The sequence below is a fragment of the Pseudobutyrivibrio sp. genome, from assembly GCF_017471675.1.
Lineage (GTDB): Bacteria > Bacillota > Clostridia > Lachnospirales > Lachnospiraceae > Pseudobutyrivibrio.
The window spans coordinates 45,247-63,074 of record NZ_JAFUSK010000026.1; the positions used below are offsets into that span (position 1 = coordinate 45,247).

Genomic DNA, 17,828 nt, shown 5'->3' on the forward strand with positions numbered 1-17,828 from the left:
GATACAAAAAATAGACATGGACATTCCACTACAATTTCCATATCGGAAAATCTCATTATTAAGTTTATAGACAACCCGCGTTATAAATATGAATTTTCTATGAAATATATATTAAGAATTTAACTCTAGATATCTACTAAACACTTGAACAACAGCTCTTCGAATGGAGCGTAGTTCAGCACAGAGCTTTCCTTGCTGGCAAGTATCATATCATTCTTAGTAGTCTTTGAAAAATCAATATCGAAATGTTTACTGTTCTTGCAGATGTATTCAATGAACACCCTCTGAGCCCTGCCGTTACCCTCTCTGAATGGGTGAATCATGTTAATCTCACCAATCAGGTATGCCAGTCTTTTAGACATAACTATCTTGTCATCCACATCCAATAAATAATTGTTCTGGATTATCCACTCCTGCACCTTATTAAATTCGATTTCAATGAATTGTGTCAGGCAGAAAATGGTGCCCTTTGAAATATCAACTGTGCGAATCTCCCCAGCCCAATCATAGATATCCTGGAACAGATACTTATGAATAGCCTGCAAATGCTTTAAAGAAAAATCGCCAGGTATAGGACGCTTGACGATTTCAAAATACCGCGCTGAACTAAGCTCCTGTTCTACCTTAAAGAGCTCATCCTTATCGCGAATATCCAATTTGTTCTTTAGGATATGAGTGTGTGGATAACAGTACTGGCCGTTATCTTCGTACTCATAACGGTAATATTCATCCATCATAGGCTTATCCTACTGAAACATACCTTGATGTAATCTCACGGACTACATCCTCTACATCAACCTCATTTTCAATAATCATTCTGCCTCGCTCTAGCTCCTGAGGTGTCAGAATCATATCCTCCATCGCAAAAGAAGCTGATACACTAGCGATTTTCTCATCTGTAGACATTAGTCTCTCCTTATTTATCGGTCTAATTTCCATATTTTCTAACCATTCCCCTAAATATTCACTTCGTACCTTCAAAATATGGTTTTATTATAGCATATTTAAATATCTTTAAAAACCTAGTTCACAAAAAGGCTGTAGTTGATATTTCTATCAACTACAGCCTTTATTTTAAGCATTTTGAATCTTTCCTGTATATAACTGGTAGTACTTACCACCCTCTGCGATAAGCTCCTCGTGGTTGCCTCGCTCAATGATACGGCCCTGATCAAGAACCATGATGCAATCAGAGTTTCTGATTGTTGAAAGTCTGTGGGCGATAACAAATGTAGTACGTCCATGCATCAGCTTATCCATACCATCCTGTACAATCTTCTCTGTACGGGTATCGATAGAAGATGTAGCCTCATCAAGGATAAGCACTGGTGGATCTGCAATTGCAGCACGTGCAATAGCAAGCAGCTGTCTCTGTCCCTGGGAAAGGTTACCACCATCTCCCTTGATTACTGTATCGTAGCCCTGTGGCAATCTGCGGATAAAGCTATCTGCATTTGCAAGCTTAGCTGCTGCAATAACCTCTTCTTCTGTAGCATCCAGCTTTCCGTAGCGGATGTTGTCTGCAATAGTTCCTGTAAACAAATGTGTATCCTGAAGTACGATACCAAGTGAACGACGTAAATCTGCCTTCTTAATCTTGTTAATGTTGATTCCATCGTATCTGATTTTACCATCAGCGATATCGTAAAATCTGTTGATAAGGTTTGTGATTGTTGTCTTTCCGGCACCTGTTGCACCTACAAAGGCTATCTTCTGACCTGGTGTTGCAAACAGCTTGATGTTGTGAAGTACTGTCTTATCAGGATTGTAAGCGAAATCCACATCATCAAATACAATGTCACCAGTAAGCTTCACGTAAGTTGTGGTGCCCTCTGCCTTGTGATAGTGCTTCCAAGCCCACATTCCTGTACGCTCCTCGCACTCAACGATTTCACCGTTTTCTTCCTTGGCATTTACAAGCATTACATAGCCTTCATCTGTCTCTGGCTTTTCATCGATAAGGCCAAATACACGCTCGGCACCAGCCATAGCAAGTACGATAGACTGGAACTGCTGTGATACCTGCATGATAGGCATGATAAATGAACGGGTAAACTGAAGGAATGATACGAGTGCTCCAAGTGTAAGTCCAGTCCATCCATTAAGAGCAAGTGTTCCACCAACAACAGCGCAGATAACATAGTTTACATTACCAAGCTGTGCATTTACAGGTCCTAAGCAGTTTGCTAATCTGTTGGCTCTGTATGAATTATTGTATAGCTGCTCATTTAAATCCTTAAATTTATCAATTACTTCATCCTCATGGCAGAATACCTTAACAACCTTCTGACCATTCATGATTTCTTCGATGTTACCGTTTACTGCACCAAGAGCCTTCTGCTGCTCACGGAAGTACTTACCTGATGTACCTGCAAGTGTCTTAGTAATAAGAATAATTACAACAATCATTGCGATTGTAACACCTGTAAGTGTTGGTGATAACATAAGCATGTACACAAACACTGTCACAATAGTGATTGCACTGTTAAACATCTGTGGGAATGACTGCGAAATCATCTGACGCAGTGTATCAATATCGTTTGTGTAGATAGACATGATATCACCGTGTGCATGTGTATCGAAGTAGCGGATTGGTAAATCCTCCATCTTCTCAAACATCTCGTCACGAAGGTCTCTAAGTGTTCCCTGACCTACGAAAATCATAATCCAGTTGTAAGCAAATGTTGCTGCGATACCTACTGCATAATATCCAATCAAGTGGAAGATGGCAGCCTTAAGTGGGCCAAAGTCCTTGCTTCCAGTTTCAAGCATTGGAAGGATGTAGGAATCGATAAGCTGCTGCATAAATGCTGTTCCCTTGGCATTACATATTACCGATAGGAAGATGCAGATTACTACTGCAACAAGGTGGATTGGATATCTTCCACCAACATATTTTACAAGGCGGCCTAAAACTCCTCGTCTAGCGGCCTTTTGTTCTTTTGTCAGCTTTGGTACTGATCCTGGTTGTGGTCCTCTAGGCATTAGTCCTCGCCTCCTTCCTCTGCTTTATCGAAGTCGCCGCTGCCGGCGCCTGTCTGCTGCTCAAATATTTCTTTGTATATCTCATTTCTGGCCATAAGCTCATCATGAGTGCCAAAATCGTTAACCTTACCATCATCCATAACAATGATTCTATCTGCATCCATTACTGATGAAATACGTTGCGCAATAATAAGCTTTGTTGTGTTTGGAATCTCTTCTCTGAAAGCACGTCTAATACTTGCATCTGTTGCTGTATCAACAGCAGATGTAGAATCATCAAGGATAAGGATTCTTGGTTTCTTAAGAAGAGCTCTTGCAATACATAATCTCTGACGCTGCCCACCAGATACGTTGGTACCGCCCTGCTCGATATAAGTATCATAGCCATCTAGGAACTTCTCGATGAATTCATCTGCACAGGCAAGCTTTGCTGCACGTCTTACTTCTTCATCTGTTGCATTCTTGTCACCCCAGCGAAGGTTCTCTGCAATAGTTCCAGAGAAGAGCACGTTGTTCTGAAGCACTACAGAAACCTGGTTTCTGATTGTCTCCACATCATAATCCTTTACATTGTGGCCACCTACGATTACCTCGCCTTCGTCCACATCATATAGACGAGAAATCATAGATACCAATGTAGATTTTGCTGAACCTGTTCCACCTAACACACCAATAGTCTCACCTGATTTAATATCAAGATTAATATGGTCTAGCACAGGTCTTTCAGCTGTCTTGTTATATCCAAATACCACATCCTTAAACTGGATTGAACCATCTGGTACCTCAAAAATTGGATTGTCGCCATTTGTAATAGTTGTCTTTTCCTCAAGTACCTCATATATACGCTTTATACTTGCTATAGACATTGTTATCATGATAAAAATCATAGCAAAGAACATAAGCGACATAAGAATATTCATGCAATATGAGAATAGGGATACAAGCTCACCTGTTGTAAGTGTTCCATCTATAACAATAAAATGTGCTCCAAACCAGCTTATTAGTATGATACATACATATACAACCAAGTTCATCATTGGCATTGTTGTTGCAATCATCTTTTCAGCGCTTGTTGCGGCTTTATAAATGCCCTGGCTTGCAGTTGTAAATTTTGTCTTTTCAAAGGCCTCTCTTACGTATGCCTTTACAACCCTGATGCCTGTGATGTTTTCCTGCACAGATGCATTCAAATCATCATATTTTCTGAACAATGTTTCAAATAGCTTCCTGGTTACCACCATAACAAATCCCATAAACACCAGGATTATTATCATGGCAATAAGGAAATTAGAAGCAAGCTTTGCATTTATCTTGAATGATAAAATCATTGCTACAATAACTGTTACTGGAGCTCTAAATCCCATTCTAAGAACCATGATGAAAGCGTTTTGCACATTTGTTACATCTGTTGTAAGACGTGTTACAAGACCTGCTGTTGAATACTTATCAATATTCTCAAATGAATATGTCTGGATATTCTCAAACATCTTGTTACGAAGGTTCTTAGCTAATCCTGCTGATGCCTTGGAACCAAGGACACCACCCATAACACCTCCGAAAAGTCCTATTACCGCACAGATAAGCATGTATCCACCTATGCGATATATTTCACCCATATTTCCAGCTTCCACGCCCTTATCCACCAGGTCTGCAATAAGAAGTGGTATTATCATTTCCATTGCTACCTCGAGAATCATAAATACAGGCGTAAGTATAGCTGAAAGAGTGTACTCTTTCGTCTCCTGTAATAATCTCTTAACCAATCTTTAGTCCTCCTTTTTTAGCATTATATGTGATTTATACTTTCTGACATTCTGCTGCATTTTATTTAACACCTTTGCAACAACCTCTTTTTCTTCCTCTGAAATGTCTTCCATCATAAAGTCTTCAACCTCCATTATCATAGCTTCGGTAATGAGGTTTAATTCACGACCCTTGGTTGTTACTACAATCTGCTTTTTTCTGCCGTCCCCGTCCACAGGCACCTTTTCGATTAAATCTTCCTTTTCAAATATCTGGATAATATCTGCTAATGTAGATTTTGGAAGATGAAAGATTTGCTCTAAATCTCGTTGGAAAATAGGCTCTGTCTGGCGGACAAAATAAGCTAACAGCCAGCCATACTTTGATGCTGCACTCAAACCCTTTGCATCCTTTAGCCCCCTGTTTACCGCATTCTTCACTTCGCGGCTAAGGCAATCGCATAAAAAACCTAAATGTGTTCTACTATCAAATTCTTTATGGTCCATACTTCTCCTTTCGTCCGAGTTCGGAATGTTCGAATCCGTATTGTCCGAATTCGAACTATTTCGTATTATACACGTCAATTTGTGTTCATTCAATAAACAAATTCTAAAAAATCTATTAAAAATTCCACGTGGGGTTTATTACGTGGTATAGTAGACAAAGAGTATGAATCTATTATTTTGTCAGTATAAATAATTAATAATAGAAAAAAGGAGCGAAAACATGAGAGAACGAAGTAAAGATTTAAGGGTGCGGAGAACCCTAACTGCAGTCAGAAAAGCTTTTAATGACTTAGTGCTAACCCGCAATTACAATGAAATCTCTATCACTGACCTCACTGAAAAAGCCGGAATTAACAGAAAAACATTTTACTTGCATTATTCTTCACTTGATGATTTAGTTGCAGAGGTTGAGGAAGAAATGTCTAAAGATATTTTAGATAACATTGGCGAGTATGCCAGAAAGCTGGATTTAGAAGGATGTATTACTTATTTCTACAAATATCTTGAATCATGCTCAAAGGTAGAAAAAAAGCTAATGTGTGATGAGCACTATGCATTCTTCTATAACGAAGTTGTAGATACTGTTCTAAAGAGTGATGAATTTTCTAAATTCTTCTCTATGACCAAGTATCCTTCTATCGTACGTTCGTATACAAAGGCTATCACAGCTATCTATAAGGATTGGCTGCTAGCTGGGCGCGACACAGATTTCTCTGTACTTACTGAAACTGCCAGCAAGCTATTAGGCAGTGGATACTCAGGTATTGTAAATAAGTAATTAACAGCCTTCCCCCTTTGGAGGAAGGCTGTTTTATTATAGAATGAGCTTCATAGCTCCATAAATACCTGCATCGTTTCCAAGTGTAGCAAGTACAATCTTTGTATTGCGGCAGCCATGGAATGCAATCTGGTTGAATCTGTACTCAACTTCGTCGATTAAGTACTGGCCAGCCTTAGAAACTCCACCACCGATAACAAATGCCTCTGGGTTTACTACACATGAAATTACCTGTAATCCCTGTGCAAGATATTCACAAGCTCTTTTTGCAATTTCCTTTGCAACAGTATCACCCTTCTTAGCCTCGTCAAATACGGCCTTAGCATCAAGAGATTCTACGCTTCTAAGTGTGCTTTCATCATCGTTCTGAGCCAATCTAATCTTAGCAAGACGTGCAATACCTGTAGCTGAGCAATACTGCTCTAAGCACCCGTGATTACCACATCCGCATGTATTTTCCTCTGTATAATTAACTCTGATATGTCCTATCTCACCTGCTGCACCATGAGCGCCAGGGATAATGTCATCATTAAGGATTACACCACCGCCTACACCTGTTCCAAGTGTAACCATTACTGAGCTTGAGTACTCCTTAGCAGCACCCATCCAAGACTCACCAAGAGCAGCCACATTAGCATCATTACCAGCCTTTACCTTAATTCCACCAAGGCACTCTGAAAATTCCTTCTCAACATTGAATACGCCCCATCCAAGGTTTACGCATCTATTAACCACACCATCATCTGAAACAGGTCCTGGAATTCCGATACCTACACCAAGAACATCGTCAGATGTAATATTTTTTTCTTCCATCTTCTTAACAACAGTCTGTGCCAAATCCTTAAGAATATTAACACCACCATTAGATGTGTCTGTTGGAACCTCCCACTTCTCAAGAAGCTCTCCTGTTGCAGTAAATAAACCACATTTACATGTTGTGCCACCTAAATCAAGTCCAAATCCATAATTTGCCATTTCTTTTTTGTATCCTCCATTTTAAAACTATTCTTCAACCACTGGTTCTGTTGTGGTAGTAATCTGTACATCTGTGGCATTATCAGGTATTATGCCCTCAGGAACCTCTGGACCGTCAAATGTCTGTGTTATAACCTGATAAGTTTGTTCTTCAGGGATTTCCTCAGGATTTTCTTCATCAAATTCACCATAAGGCTCCTCGCCTTCTTCCAAGTCAGCCTCTGGATCTTCTTCCTGCTCCTGTGGACCTGTAAACACTGCAGGCTTTTTAAACTCTGCCGGCACCTTACCTTCATGAATAGCCAGCATAAAATCCTGCCAGATAGCAGCTGGATATGAAGAGCCGGTAAGCCCTGGCACCTTCTTAGGCTGATCATAGCCTACCCAGATACTGGTTGTGTAATACTTAGTGTATCCAACAAACCATCCATCTCTGTTATCATTGGTAGTACCTGTCTTGCCTGCTGCAGGCATATCACCAAGTGATACACCCCTTGCCGTGCCGTCAGTCAATACAGATTGTAGCATATCTGTCATGTTTCGTGCATCATTTTCTTCATATATTTTAATATCTTCTTGATTTACTTCATAGATTGTATTTCCTTTAGCATCTAATATCTTTGAAATACAGGTCGGTTCTCTCGTATATCCATCATTTTCTATGGTCGCATATCCTTTTGCCATCTCAAGTGGACTGACTCCTACAGTTAATCCACCCAGGCATGCAGCCATTCCATAGTCTTCTTTTTCAATATGACTAAATCCCATATCTTTAAGATAGCTCATGCCCTTATCTGGTGTTATTTCTGTATATAATTGCCACGCTATTGTGTTCTTAGAGGCAGCTACTGCCTGCCTTAAAGTTATCTCTCCACTGTATTTTCCACTGGCATTTTCAGGGCCATCCTCCAGCTTCTCATCTATAACAATGGAATCAGGAGTGTACCCCATCTCTAATGCCGGCGTATACACATTTAAAGGTTTTATGGAGCTTCCAGGCTGCCTAAAGCTTTGAAATGCTCGATTTAGGGTATAGCCGTTTACTTCCTGGCTCCTACCGCCCACTATAGCATTTACCATTCCCGTTTCATTATCAATACACACTCCTGCTGATTGTAGGGCATAGATTCCTTCTTCATTTACATCGGTAAATTCCTCTAGCTGCTGGTCTATAGAATCCTGTAGCTGCTGCTGCATCTTTAAATCAATGGATGTATATATTCTGTATCCAGCTGTAAATAAGCTTTTATTTGCCTCGTTATAGGCTTCGTCATAAGCCTTTTCGTATGCTTTTTTTGCATCATCATTTTTGAAATCCGTCTTAAATTCAAATCCATTTTGAGCCATTAAAGCTCTGGTAGCACATGTATACACGTATGTTTCAACATAATTATTCTTTATACTATCCGGACGGGTCAGGCTAATAACCTCATCCTTTGCCTCATCATATAGTTTTTCAGATATTACGCCATCATCTTTCATTGCATTTAAAATCAAGTTCTTTCTTTTGATGGTATTATCTGGATTCACTACAGGATCGTAATAGGTGGGAGAATTTGGAATGGCCAGCAAATAGCAAATCTCTGCCAAATCAAGCTCTGATATATCTTTACTAAAATACCCTTTTGCCGCAGCTTCTATGCCATAATAGCCATTAGCGAAATACACATTGTTAAGATAAAATTCCAGGATTTCCTCCTTTGAATACTTTCTTTCAAGCTCTGAGGCTATGTAGATTTCTTCTATCTTTCTTTGCCATGTCTTTTCATTACTTAAGAATATAGTTCTCGCCAGCTGCATTGTAATGGTACTTCCACCCTGGGTCATCTCTTTATCCTTTAGCATCACATAACAAGCTCTTGCTATAGCCTTATAATCCACACCATCGTGGCTAAAAAACTTTTTGTCTTCAATAGAAATAAGGGCTTTTACAGCATCCTCCGGAATTTGTTCATAGGTGATATAATAGACATCCTTTTCCCCTTTTAGCACAGAAATAGTATCCCCATTTATATCATAAACTTCACTTGTCTCTGTCTGCCTAAAGGTATTCGGATTAGATTTGCGCACTAAAAGATTAGCCTCTGTCTTTAGGTCAGAGACTGTCTTTGCATAACCGCTGACGTAATAGTAGGTAACACCTGCAATTAATAAAAGCAGCAATGCAATCTGAATTTTGATTAATCTAAGGATTTTCCTATCCCTGGATTTCATCTTTTTTACCCCCACAAATGTGTCCTACTTCTATAGTACCATAATGTCATTTCTTTGACATTTTTACCTTTAAAAATTTGTTTTTTATTTTGAAAATCTTGTAATTATACCATCATACTCGTATGATAGATATAGTCTAAAAAATAGGGAGGTTTTAACCGTGGAAAAAGAAAAAATTGGCGTCACCAAAAACGGTGAAGATATTATTGCATACACTCTTATCAACGAGAATGGTATGCAGGCAAAGATTATGAATTTCGGCTGTAATCTATTGGATCTTTGGGTTCCTGATTCAGAGGGAATTCTTTCAGATGTTGTTTTAGGATATGATAAAATCGAAGATTATTTTGTTAATGGACCTGGCTTTGGCTGCTGCATTTGCCCTAACGGCAACCGCATCGGCGACAGCAAATTCACTCTTAACGGAGTAGAATACAAGCTTGATGCTAATGATGGCAAGAACAATCTTCACTCAGGCTTTAACCCAATGCACAAGCGTATTTGGGATGTAGAATCTGTTGATGATAAGCACATTACATTTACATGCCACAAGGCTGATATGGAATGTGGTTTCCCTGGTGAAATGGATATCACTATCACATATACATTAGGTGATGACAACTCTATTCGCCTTGATTATTCAGGGGTTTCAGATGTTGATACAATATTCAACCCAACTAACCATACTTACTTTAACTTAAATGGTCATGACACTGGTTCTGTTATGGATCACATTGTTTGGATGGATGCAGACAGATATACTCACACAGATTCAGAGTCTATCCCACATGGCGAATGCCGCGAAGTTAAGGGAACTCCAATGGATTTCACTACTCCAAAGGCTCTTAGCAAGGATACAGATGTTGATTACGACCAGCTTAACTGGGCAGGTGGATTTGACCACAACTACTGCTTAAATCACCACACATTAGATAAGCCAAGTTGCACACTTGAGTCAACTCAGAGCGGCAGAAAGATGGAAGTTTACACAGATTTACCTGGTATGCAGCTTTATGCTGGTAACTACCTCGATACAAGCCACATTGGCAAGGGCGGATGTGTCTACGACAAGCGCCACGGCGTATGCTTCGAGTCTCAGTACTTCCCAAATGCCATCAACGTACCTGAGTTTGATCAGCCAATCGCAAAAGCAGGCGTTAAAGCTCACTCAACCACAATTTATAAATTTGTATAAAAAATAAGGCTTCCCCCTTTGGGGCGAAAGAGGTCCAGTGGACCTCTGCTTTGAGCCGACCGGAGCGGAAGCGGAGAAGAAGCTGGCACCGAAGGTGACTGATGAGGGCATTACTACAATTGACCCTCATCCGGCTGCTTCGCATCCACCTTCCCCCAAAGGGGGAAGGCTTTTTTTATATAAATTCCTTAATCTGCTTGTAAATTCCAGCAGCATCTAATTCGTACTTCTCAAGTAGCTTAACAGCTGGGCCTGACTCGCCGAATGTATCCTTTACGCCGATGCGAAGCATCTTTGTTGGGCACTTCTCTGAAAGAACCTCAGCAACAGCTCCACCAAGACCACCGATGATAGAATGCTCTTCTACAGTAACAACCTTTCCTGTCTTTGATGCGCTCTTTACGATAAGGTCTGCATCGATAGGCTTGATTGTGTGAATGTTGATAACCTCAGCATCGATTCCATCCTCTGCTAATTTCTTAGCAGCCTCAAGAGATTCGTTAACCTCAAGACCTGTTGCAATGATTGTAAGGTCTTTGCCCTCTTTAAGAACAACACCCTTGCCAATCTCGAACTTATAATCTGGTCTGTCGTTGATTACAGGTACTGCAAGACGTCCAAATCTGAGGTAAACTGGACCATCCATCTTGTAAGCAGCCTCTACTGCTGCCTTAGCCTCAACATCATCAGAAGGGTTGATGATTGTCATGCCAGGGATTGTACGCATAAGTGCGATATCCTCGTTACACTGATGTGATGCTCCATCCTCACCTACTGAAATACCAGCGTGTGTAGCACCAATCTTTACGTTAAGGTGTGGGTAACCAACTGAGTTACGTACCTGCTCAAAAGCACGTCCTGCTGCAAACATTGCAAATGAAGAGCAGAATGGAACCTTTCCTGTGCTAGCGATACCAGCAGCGATACCAACCATGTTTGACTCTGCAATACCACAGTCAATGTGACGCTCTGGAAAAGCCTTCTTAAAAATACCTGTCTTTGTAGCCTCTGCAAGGTCTGCATCAAGAACTACTAAATTATCATATTTCTCACCGAGAGCAACAAGAGCGTTACCGTAGCTCTCACGAGTTGCGATTTTCTTTACGTCTGCCATTCTTACTCACCAGCCTTTCCTAATTCTTCCATTGCGATAGCATACTCCTCATCGTTAGGAGCTTTTCCGTGCCATCCTACCTGGTTTTCCATAAATGAAATGCCCTTACCCTTAACAGTCTTCATGATGATAGCTGTTGGCATTCCCTTTGTCTCTCTAGCTTTATTGAAAGCATCGCGAAGCTGGTCGAAATCATTACCATCAGCTACTTCAACTACGTTAAAGTTGAATGCTTTAAACTTATCAGCAATAGGATATGGTGTGTTAACTACATCAACTGGTCCATCAATCTGAAGACCATTGTTATCAACGATTACAACAAGATTATCAAGCTTCTTAGCGCCAGCAAACATAGCTGCCTCCCAAACCTGACCTTCCTGAATCTCACCATCACCTAAAAGTGTGTATACTCTGTATGAATCATTTGAAAGCTTTGCAGAAAGTGCCATACCAACTGCAACAGAAATCCCCTGTCCAAGTGAACCTGATGATGCATCAATACCTGGTGTGTGCTGTACACATGGATGTCCCTGAAGATGGCTTCCAATGCTACGAAGACCCTTCAAATCCTCAACTGGGAAGAATCCTCTCTGTGCAAGTGTAGAATAAAGACCTGGTGCAGTGTGTCCCTTTGAAAGCACGAATCTATCTCTGTCTGCCTTCTTAGGGTTCTTTGGATCGATGTTCATCTCCTCAAAGTAAAGGTAAGTAAATACCTCTGTTGCTGAAAGTGATCCGCCTGGATGTCCGGCTTTTGCAGCATGAACACCTTCAATGATGCCTTTGCGAACCTCAGTAGCAATTTTCTTTAGCTCTTGGTTTGTCATTTTTCTCCTCCTATACAATTACATGGCTGAGCCACTGTATTGATTTTCTAATGAAAATCAAAAATATTATCTCATTTCGTCTAATGTAATAAGCATGATGTTTTTAATGGCTGACGAAATGGTAATAGCATTTTCGTGAAATCCTGCGTTAGCAAATACCAAATAGAACGCATCCCCCTGTCTATGTAGCTGTTTTGTCTTCTCAATTAAAGACTTAAGCTGAGCAACCTCTATAGGCTCGTTATTGTAATAGCATTGAGCAAATATTGTTGCCGGCTTATCTTCGCATTTTCCAAGGGATACTAAATCGAAGCCGTCAGTTGTGCCTGCCTCGTCATCGTTTACCCACCAGTTACCTATCTCTTCAACTGTAAATGGTAACATATTCTTATCGCTTCTATCCCTAAGATATTCGGCACAAATCTTAACAAATACCTCTTTCATGTATTCATCCATTATAAGCTGTGCCTTTTTCCAAAGCCCCTCAACATTTCCTAATATATATTCATCGTAATTAGGCACTACCACCTTATACCAGAATAATGTGCTTAAATTAACGATGGAATAGCGTGTTTTTTTTCTATTTGTAATCTCTGTAATAGCTGTATCCTTTGTACAAACCCCAATTGACATCAAAGAATTTAGATAAGGTACCACTACATCCTTTGGCTTTTCAACCTCCGCTGAAATCTGATTTACGCGGTTGAGCCCCTTTGCCAAGGTTGTAAGCATATAATTATAATATGCCAATTCTCTAAGCTCTGTAGCCATCACTACCTCTGGATTTATTCCAAGCTTAGATTCCTTATCCAAAAATAATTTCTTAGCTATTTCCTTAATCTTATCATCTGATTCTATCTGCTTTTGTCCTAGATATTCGAAGCCATCTACACCAAGCAGGGCCGCCACTCTTGCCAAATTATATGGTATTCCACCTGTAATTCCATATAAAAATGCTGCCTCCTTTGGGCTTGCATCTGCAAAAAACTGGCATGAATCATAGAATCCTAAAGGCTCGACAACTAAATCAAGAGCTATCGAATCCTTCCAGACAGCCTTCTTACCTTTTATATATTTATCTACAAGCATGAATGCATCTGAGCAAAGAATTAGCTTAACAGGTAAATTTTTCCACTCACCTGTAATGTATTCATGCAGCATTTTATCAAATTCTGAATCTGCTTTTGCAATATGAGGATATTGATCGATAATAATGAGTTGCTTTGCTTCTGCGGCTCGTTTACTGATTTCCTTACAGAAGGCTTCGCCATCAAGAACTGTTTCAGACCCCATTATCTTTCTAATCAGCTCGAATTGGTGCTTACTAGTAGTTTCGTAAGCTTCAATGAAAATGCATTCCTTATCGGCTGCAAATTCCTTTAGCAATGTTGATTTGCCAATACCAAACTGACCAGAAATTATGGCTACTTCAGCATTATCTCCCTCATAAAACTTCTTTAGCTTTTCAATTTCTTCTTTACGACCTTTAAACATAACACCTCTCCTTTACACTGCATCAAGCGCGTGTAAATCCATGGTATCACGTTTCAACTATTCCTGCAATACTACCAAGATTTTTGTTTATTTTTATAAAGTCTAAACTATTTTAATATATTCTTTATACATCTTCTTTACTTTAGCATTATCTCTCTTTTTTATCAATAATGTAATGCGTTTTTTTACTATTTAATGGCGAAAAAAAGACCTGACGTCTGTCCTCCGTCAGGCCTATAGATAATGTCTATTTAATCAACCTTATATGCATAACCTTTTTCTTCAGCATTAGCATAATTGATATAACCTTTTTGTCTATATGGGTGAGCCATCCAAAGCCTATCAGCTGTTTCTTTCCAGTTTTCGGCATACTGGGCACACTTGCCACATAAATGCTCAACAGGCTCCTCTTCTTGTACATCTGTAGAATGTGCCCCTGAACGCTTAACCATCTCCTGAAGTAATTCTGGGTTTTCCAACATTGGACAAGGGCGAAGCATATTATCGTTAAAAGGCTGTCCTTTTCTATATTCCATGAATAATGGCTGCTTAAGAGCCTCTAGTAATGTATTCTCACGAATATTAGCACCGGAATAATGTATAAATACACATGGCTCTACGTCACCCTTAGGATTAATATGACAGTAGTTTCTTCCTCCTGCAATGCATCCACCTACAAATTCACCATCATTCTGGAAATCCATTACGTAAATTTCTTTACCACCTTTATTACCACGGACTTCACGTAACCTATGATAAATATACTCTCTCTGCTCTGGTGAAGGCATCAACTCTGGTGTAGCATTCATTCCTACAGGCATCAAATGGAAATACCATGCAAATCTTGAACCATGCTCGATTAACAGGTCAAAGAATTCATCTGATGTGACTGAATCCATATTCTTAGATGTATAACATACTGAATTACCAAATATAAGGCCATTTTCATGTAATAAATCCATTGCATGAAGTACCTTTGCGTATACACCATCACCTCGTCTGAAATCGTTAGCATCCTCAAAACCTTCTAGTGAAATTGAAAGTGATAAGTTACCAACCCTCTTCATTTCATCACAAAATGCCTGATCAACAAGTGTTCCGTTGGTGTAGCTATGGAAAGCACATTCATTATGCTTTTCACAAAGCTTTATCAAATCATCTTTTCTTACTAATGGCTCACCGCCGGTAAACATATAAAAGAATATACCAAGCTCTTTTCCTTGAGTAACAATACTGTCTAATTCATCAAATGTAAGGTTGAGCTTATGTCCATATTCTGCAGCCCAGCAGCCCTTACAACGCAAGTTACAAGCACTTGTTGGGTCCATAAGAATAAGCCATGGAATATTACATCCATATTTTTCTCTATTCTCTCTAATCATCTTTGTGCCCTTAAAAGCAGCCTGATAACCAAGGTTTAAAGCTGTCATTTTTGCTACATGAGGGTCAGTTTCAGTGAGCAGACGTGTAACATAATTCATCCATTTGGAATTCTCCTGGTTAATTAAATCCCTTGCTCCAGCAAATGCTCCTGAACGAAATCCTTTAGAATCTCCTCCCATCATCTTCTCTGTTAAATCAACTATTTTTAATAAATTCTTTTTAGGATCCTTTTTAATATTCTTTAGAACACCATCAATTGCAGCACCAAAGGCAGCACGTTCAACACTATCTTTTACACTCATTTTGTGTCCTCCCTTTACAATCTAATGTAGTTTTCTTTCTAATCTTAGTATAAATTCTTCCTCAAATTCTGCTATATACAATAATTTTTACTTGTTCCATGAATTTATACACTTTGTTTTTTTTGTATTCACATTCCCTTCGCAATTAAGACATTGTTAGTATGATATAATTGTGTAAATTTAAAGTTAACATTATATCTGAAGATTAGAAATAAGGAGTCATCATGCCAGGATTTATAACTCATTTAGAATTTGGTGAACAATCTATTTCATTTATTGAATCTAGTGATACAAGGTCATTGATTGGAAGGCATCAAACTGCATTTTCTCTAGGTTTACAAGGACCTGATATATTTTTCTATCATCTCCCTGCATATTTGTTTTATAAAAAGAATATTGGAAATATAATGCATCAAGAACGTGTTATGTTATTCTTTGATTACCTATTTGATGCTAGAAATACCTTTGAAGATGCTCATTCTAGAAGGATTTGTGATGCCTATATACTTGGATTTATAGGACATTATTCCTTAGATATTGTTTGCCATCCTTACATTTATTTTAAAAGCAATCATTTTGAAAATCTAAAAAAAGGGAAAAAATACGACTTTGGTAAACATGTATCTTTGGAAACTGACATTGATCACTTGGTTTTAAATCATTATAAGCATCTTTTACCAAGTGAATTTGATTATGCTGGAGCTGTTTCACCTTCTGCTAATGAGAAACGTGTTATAGCTGAAATGCTACATATTGCCATTAATAAGGCATACCCAGAGCATAAGATACGTCTTCATACTGTAAAACAGGCTATTAAATCATTTATCAAACTCAATCGTATGATGAATGACCCTAAAGGCATTAAGAAGCACCGTGTTAGAAGCATAGAGCAAGTTCTCTATAAATGTGCTTTCATATCTTCAATGATACCAAGTGATAATATTATTAAATACACTGACCCTTGTAATGAAAAGCATGCTAAATGGTATAATCCTTGGAACCCTGATGTTGAATGTAGTGATAGTATTTATGACTTAATGAATAAAGCCATGCCTTCGTATATAGAAAGAATGGAACTCTACATGAAGTCCTGCGGTAATACTTCATTTATAGATTCAGAAAAAGATATAGTGGAGGAAACCAATCAGTTTCTCCACTATCGAAATCTTCTTCTTGTAAGCTTAAGCGATACAAGCTATGTAACTGGATTACCAATAGAATAATCTATTTGAAAAGATATTCTTTAATTTGACCATGAATTATATCCATGAGCCTTACTCTTGCTTCAACTGCTGCCCATGCTATATGAGGAGTTATTATAAGCTTATTGCTATCTTTAATAGTTTTTAATGGGTTTTGGTCAGACATAGGCTCCACATCAAGTACATCTAATCCAGCAGCCGCTATCTTATTGGTATTTAATGCGTCAGCTAAATCTTTTTCAACAATAATTGGTCCTCTTCCAACGTTGATTAAGATGGCTGACTCTTTCATCTTATCAAATGCTTTTGCATCCATCAGGTGCAAGGTATTGTCATCCAAAGGAGCGTGGATAGATACGATATCTGATGTTGATAACAATGTATCAAAATCAACTTCTTTGTAGATATCTGAATGATTCCTGCCACTGGTAGAGTAATATATTACATTTGCTCCTAAGCATGTAGCTATTTCTGCAACTCTCTTTCCTATTGCTCCTAGACCTATTATTCCCCAGGTTTTACCAGCAATTTCATTAAAGTGCATTTCAAAATGAGTAAACATTTTATCATTTACATATTTTTCGCTTTTAACATAATTATCGTAATAACTAAGATGCTCTAGTAAATATAAAGTAAGAGATAATGTATGCTGTGCTACTGCCTCTGTTGAATATCCTGCAACATTTCTCCATTCTATCCCTCTTTTAGCCAAATATTCCTTATCAAGATTATTTGTTCCTGTTGCGGTAACACATACAAGCTTTAGATTTTTTGCTTTTCCTATGGTTTGTTCATTAATAGGCACCTTATTCAATACAATGATATCAGCATCAACTGTTCTTTCAGCTGCCTCAGCTACTGTAGAATAATCATATATTACCAGTTCACCAAATTCCTTAAATGGTGTTAAATCTATATCATCACCTATAGATTTTCTGTCAAGAAATACTATTTTCATATTGTTTGCTCCTTCTATAATCTGTAGATATTATGCCATAAGAATATATATTTAAAAAGGACGAATAATAAAAAAACCTCTCAGTATTATCTACTGAAAGGTAAAAAACAAGTGCCCAGAGTCGGAATCGAACCAACGACACGAGGATTTTC

15 protein-coding genes are annotated in these 17,828 nt (G+C 38.7%); 3 read left to right on the forward strand and 12 right to left on the reverse strand.

The features are described 5' to 3' along the window. Positions 1–125: 125 nt before the first annotated feature. The 5 genes from IJ535_RS04475 to IJ535_RS04495 form a co-directional block, all read right to left on the reverse strand. The gene (locus tag IJ535_RS04475) at positions 126–737 is read right to left on the reverse strand and encodes a Fic/DOC family protein (protein WP_294299359.1); all 612 of its coding nucleotides are present in this window, start codon (positions 735–737) and stop codon (positions 126–128) included. 4 nt (positions 738–741) lie between these two features. Next, the gene (locus IJ535_RS04480) at positions 742–906 is read right to left on the reverse strand and encodes an antitoxin VbhA family protein (protein ID WP_294299362.1); all 165 of its coding nucleotides are present in this window, start codon (positions 904–906) and stop codon (positions 742–744) included. Positions 907–1,074: 168 nt separating this feature from the next. Then, complete coding sequence (locus tag IJ535_RS04485) at positions 1,075–2,985, reverse strand: ABC transporter ATP-binding protein (protein ID WP_294299364.1); 1,911 nt, start codon at positions 2,983–2,985, stop codon at positions 1,075–1,077. After that, entirely contained in the window at positions 2,985–4,748 is a 1,764-nt protein-coding gene (locus IJ535_RS04490) for an ABC transporter ATP-binding protein (protein WP_294299367.1), read from the reverse strand. The genes IJ535_RS04485 and IJ535_RS04490 overlap by 1 nt, the downstream gene beginning before the upstream one ends. Before the next feature lie 3 nt (positions 4,749–4,751). Next, positions 4,752–5,234, reverse strand: coding sequence for a MarR family winged helix-turn-helix transcriptional regulator (locus IJ535_RS04495; protein WP_294299370.1), 483 nt, complete (start codon positions 5,232–5,234; stop codon positions 4,752–4,754). A 220-nt stretch (positions 5,235–5,454) separates the two neighbouring features. On the opposite strand from IJ535_RS04495, the gene IJ535_RS04500 reads away from it, so the two are divergent. Further along, positions 5,455–6,012 carry a TetR/AcrR family transcriptional regulator gene (locus tag IJ535_RS04500; protein ID WP_294299372.1) on the forward strand — a complete coding sequence of 186 codons (558 nt, stop codon included), beginning with the start codon at positions 5,455–5,457 and terminating at the stop codon, positions 6,010–6,012. Positions 6,013–6,048: 36 nt separating this feature from the next. Here IJ535_RS04500 and IJ535_RS04505 read toward each other — a convergent pair whose 3' ends face one another. Both IJ535_RS04505 and IJ535_RS04510 read right to left on the reverse strand, forming a co-directional pair. Next, positions 6,049–6,987, reverse strand: coding sequence for an ROK family glucokinase (locus tag IJ535_RS04505; protein ID WP_294299373.1), 939 nt, complete (start codon positions 6,985–6,987; stop codon positions 6,049–6,051). Positions 6,988–7,014: 27 nt separating this feature from the next. Then, a complete protein-coding gene (locus tag IJ535_RS04510) occupies positions 7,015–9,216 on the reverse strand; it encodes a transglycosylase domain-containing protein (RefSeq protein ID WP_294299375.1) in 2,202 nt (733 codons plus the stop codon). Between the two features lie 145 nt (positions 9,217–9,361). On the opposite strand from IJ535_RS04510, the gene IJ535_RS04515 reads away from it, so the two are divergent. Then, positions 9,362–10,396, forward strand: coding sequence for an aldose epimerase family protein (locus IJ535_RS04515; protein WP_294299379.1), 1,035 nt, complete (start codon positions 9,362–9,364; stop codon positions 10,394–10,396). Between the two features lie 175 nt (positions 10,397–10,571). Here IJ535_RS04515 and IJ535_RS04520 read toward each other — a convergent pair whose 3' ends face one another. The 4 genes from IJ535_RS04520 to IJ535_RS04535 form a co-directional block, all read right to left on the reverse strand. Beyond that, positions 10,572–11,510 carry a transketolase family protein gene (locus tag IJ535_RS04520; RefSeq protein ID WP_294299382.1) on the reverse strand — a complete coding sequence of 313 codons (939 nt, stop codon included), beginning with the start codon at positions 11,508–11,510 and terminating at the stop codon, positions 10,572–10,574. A 2-nt stretch (positions 11,511–11,512) separates the two neighbouring features. Beyond that, a complete protein-coding gene (locus IJ535_RS04525; RefSeq protein WP_294299384.1) occupies positions 11,513–12,337 on the reverse strand; it encodes a transketolase in 825 nt (274 codons plus the stop codon). Between the two features lie 66 nt (positions 12,338–12,403). Continuing rightward, complete coding sequence (locus IJ535_RS04530) at positions 12,404–13,831, reverse strand: ATP-binding protein (protein ID WP_294299386.1); 1,428 nt, start codon at positions 13,829–13,831, stop codon at positions 12,404–12,406. A 251-nt stretch (positions 13,832–14,082) separates the two neighbouring features. Continuing rightward, on the reverse strand, positions 14,083–15,516 hold the full coding sequence (locus IJ535_RS04535; protein WP_294299388.1) for a radical SAM protein: 1,434 nt from the start codon (positions 15,514–15,516) through the stop codon (positions 14,083–14,085). 224 nt (positions 15,517–15,740) lie between these two features. Between IJ535_RS04535 and IJ535_RS04540 the strand changes: the two genes are divergently transcribed. Then, complete coding sequence (locus IJ535_RS04540) at positions 15,741–16,739, forward strand: zinc dependent phospholipase C family protein (RefSeq protein ID WP_294299390.1); 999 nt, start codon at positions 15,741–15,743, stop codon at positions 16,737–16,739. A gap of 1 nt (position 16,740) precedes the next feature. Here IJ535_RS04540 and IJ535_RS04545 read toward each other — a convergent pair whose 3' ends face one another. Beyond that, positions 16,741–17,676, reverse strand: a complete 936-nt coding sequence (locus tag IJ535_RS04545) for a D-2-hydroxyacid dehydrogenase (protein ID WP_294299392.1) — start codon at positions 17,674–17,676, stop codon at positions 16,741–16,743. Positions 17,677–17,828 lie beyond the last annotated feature (152 nt).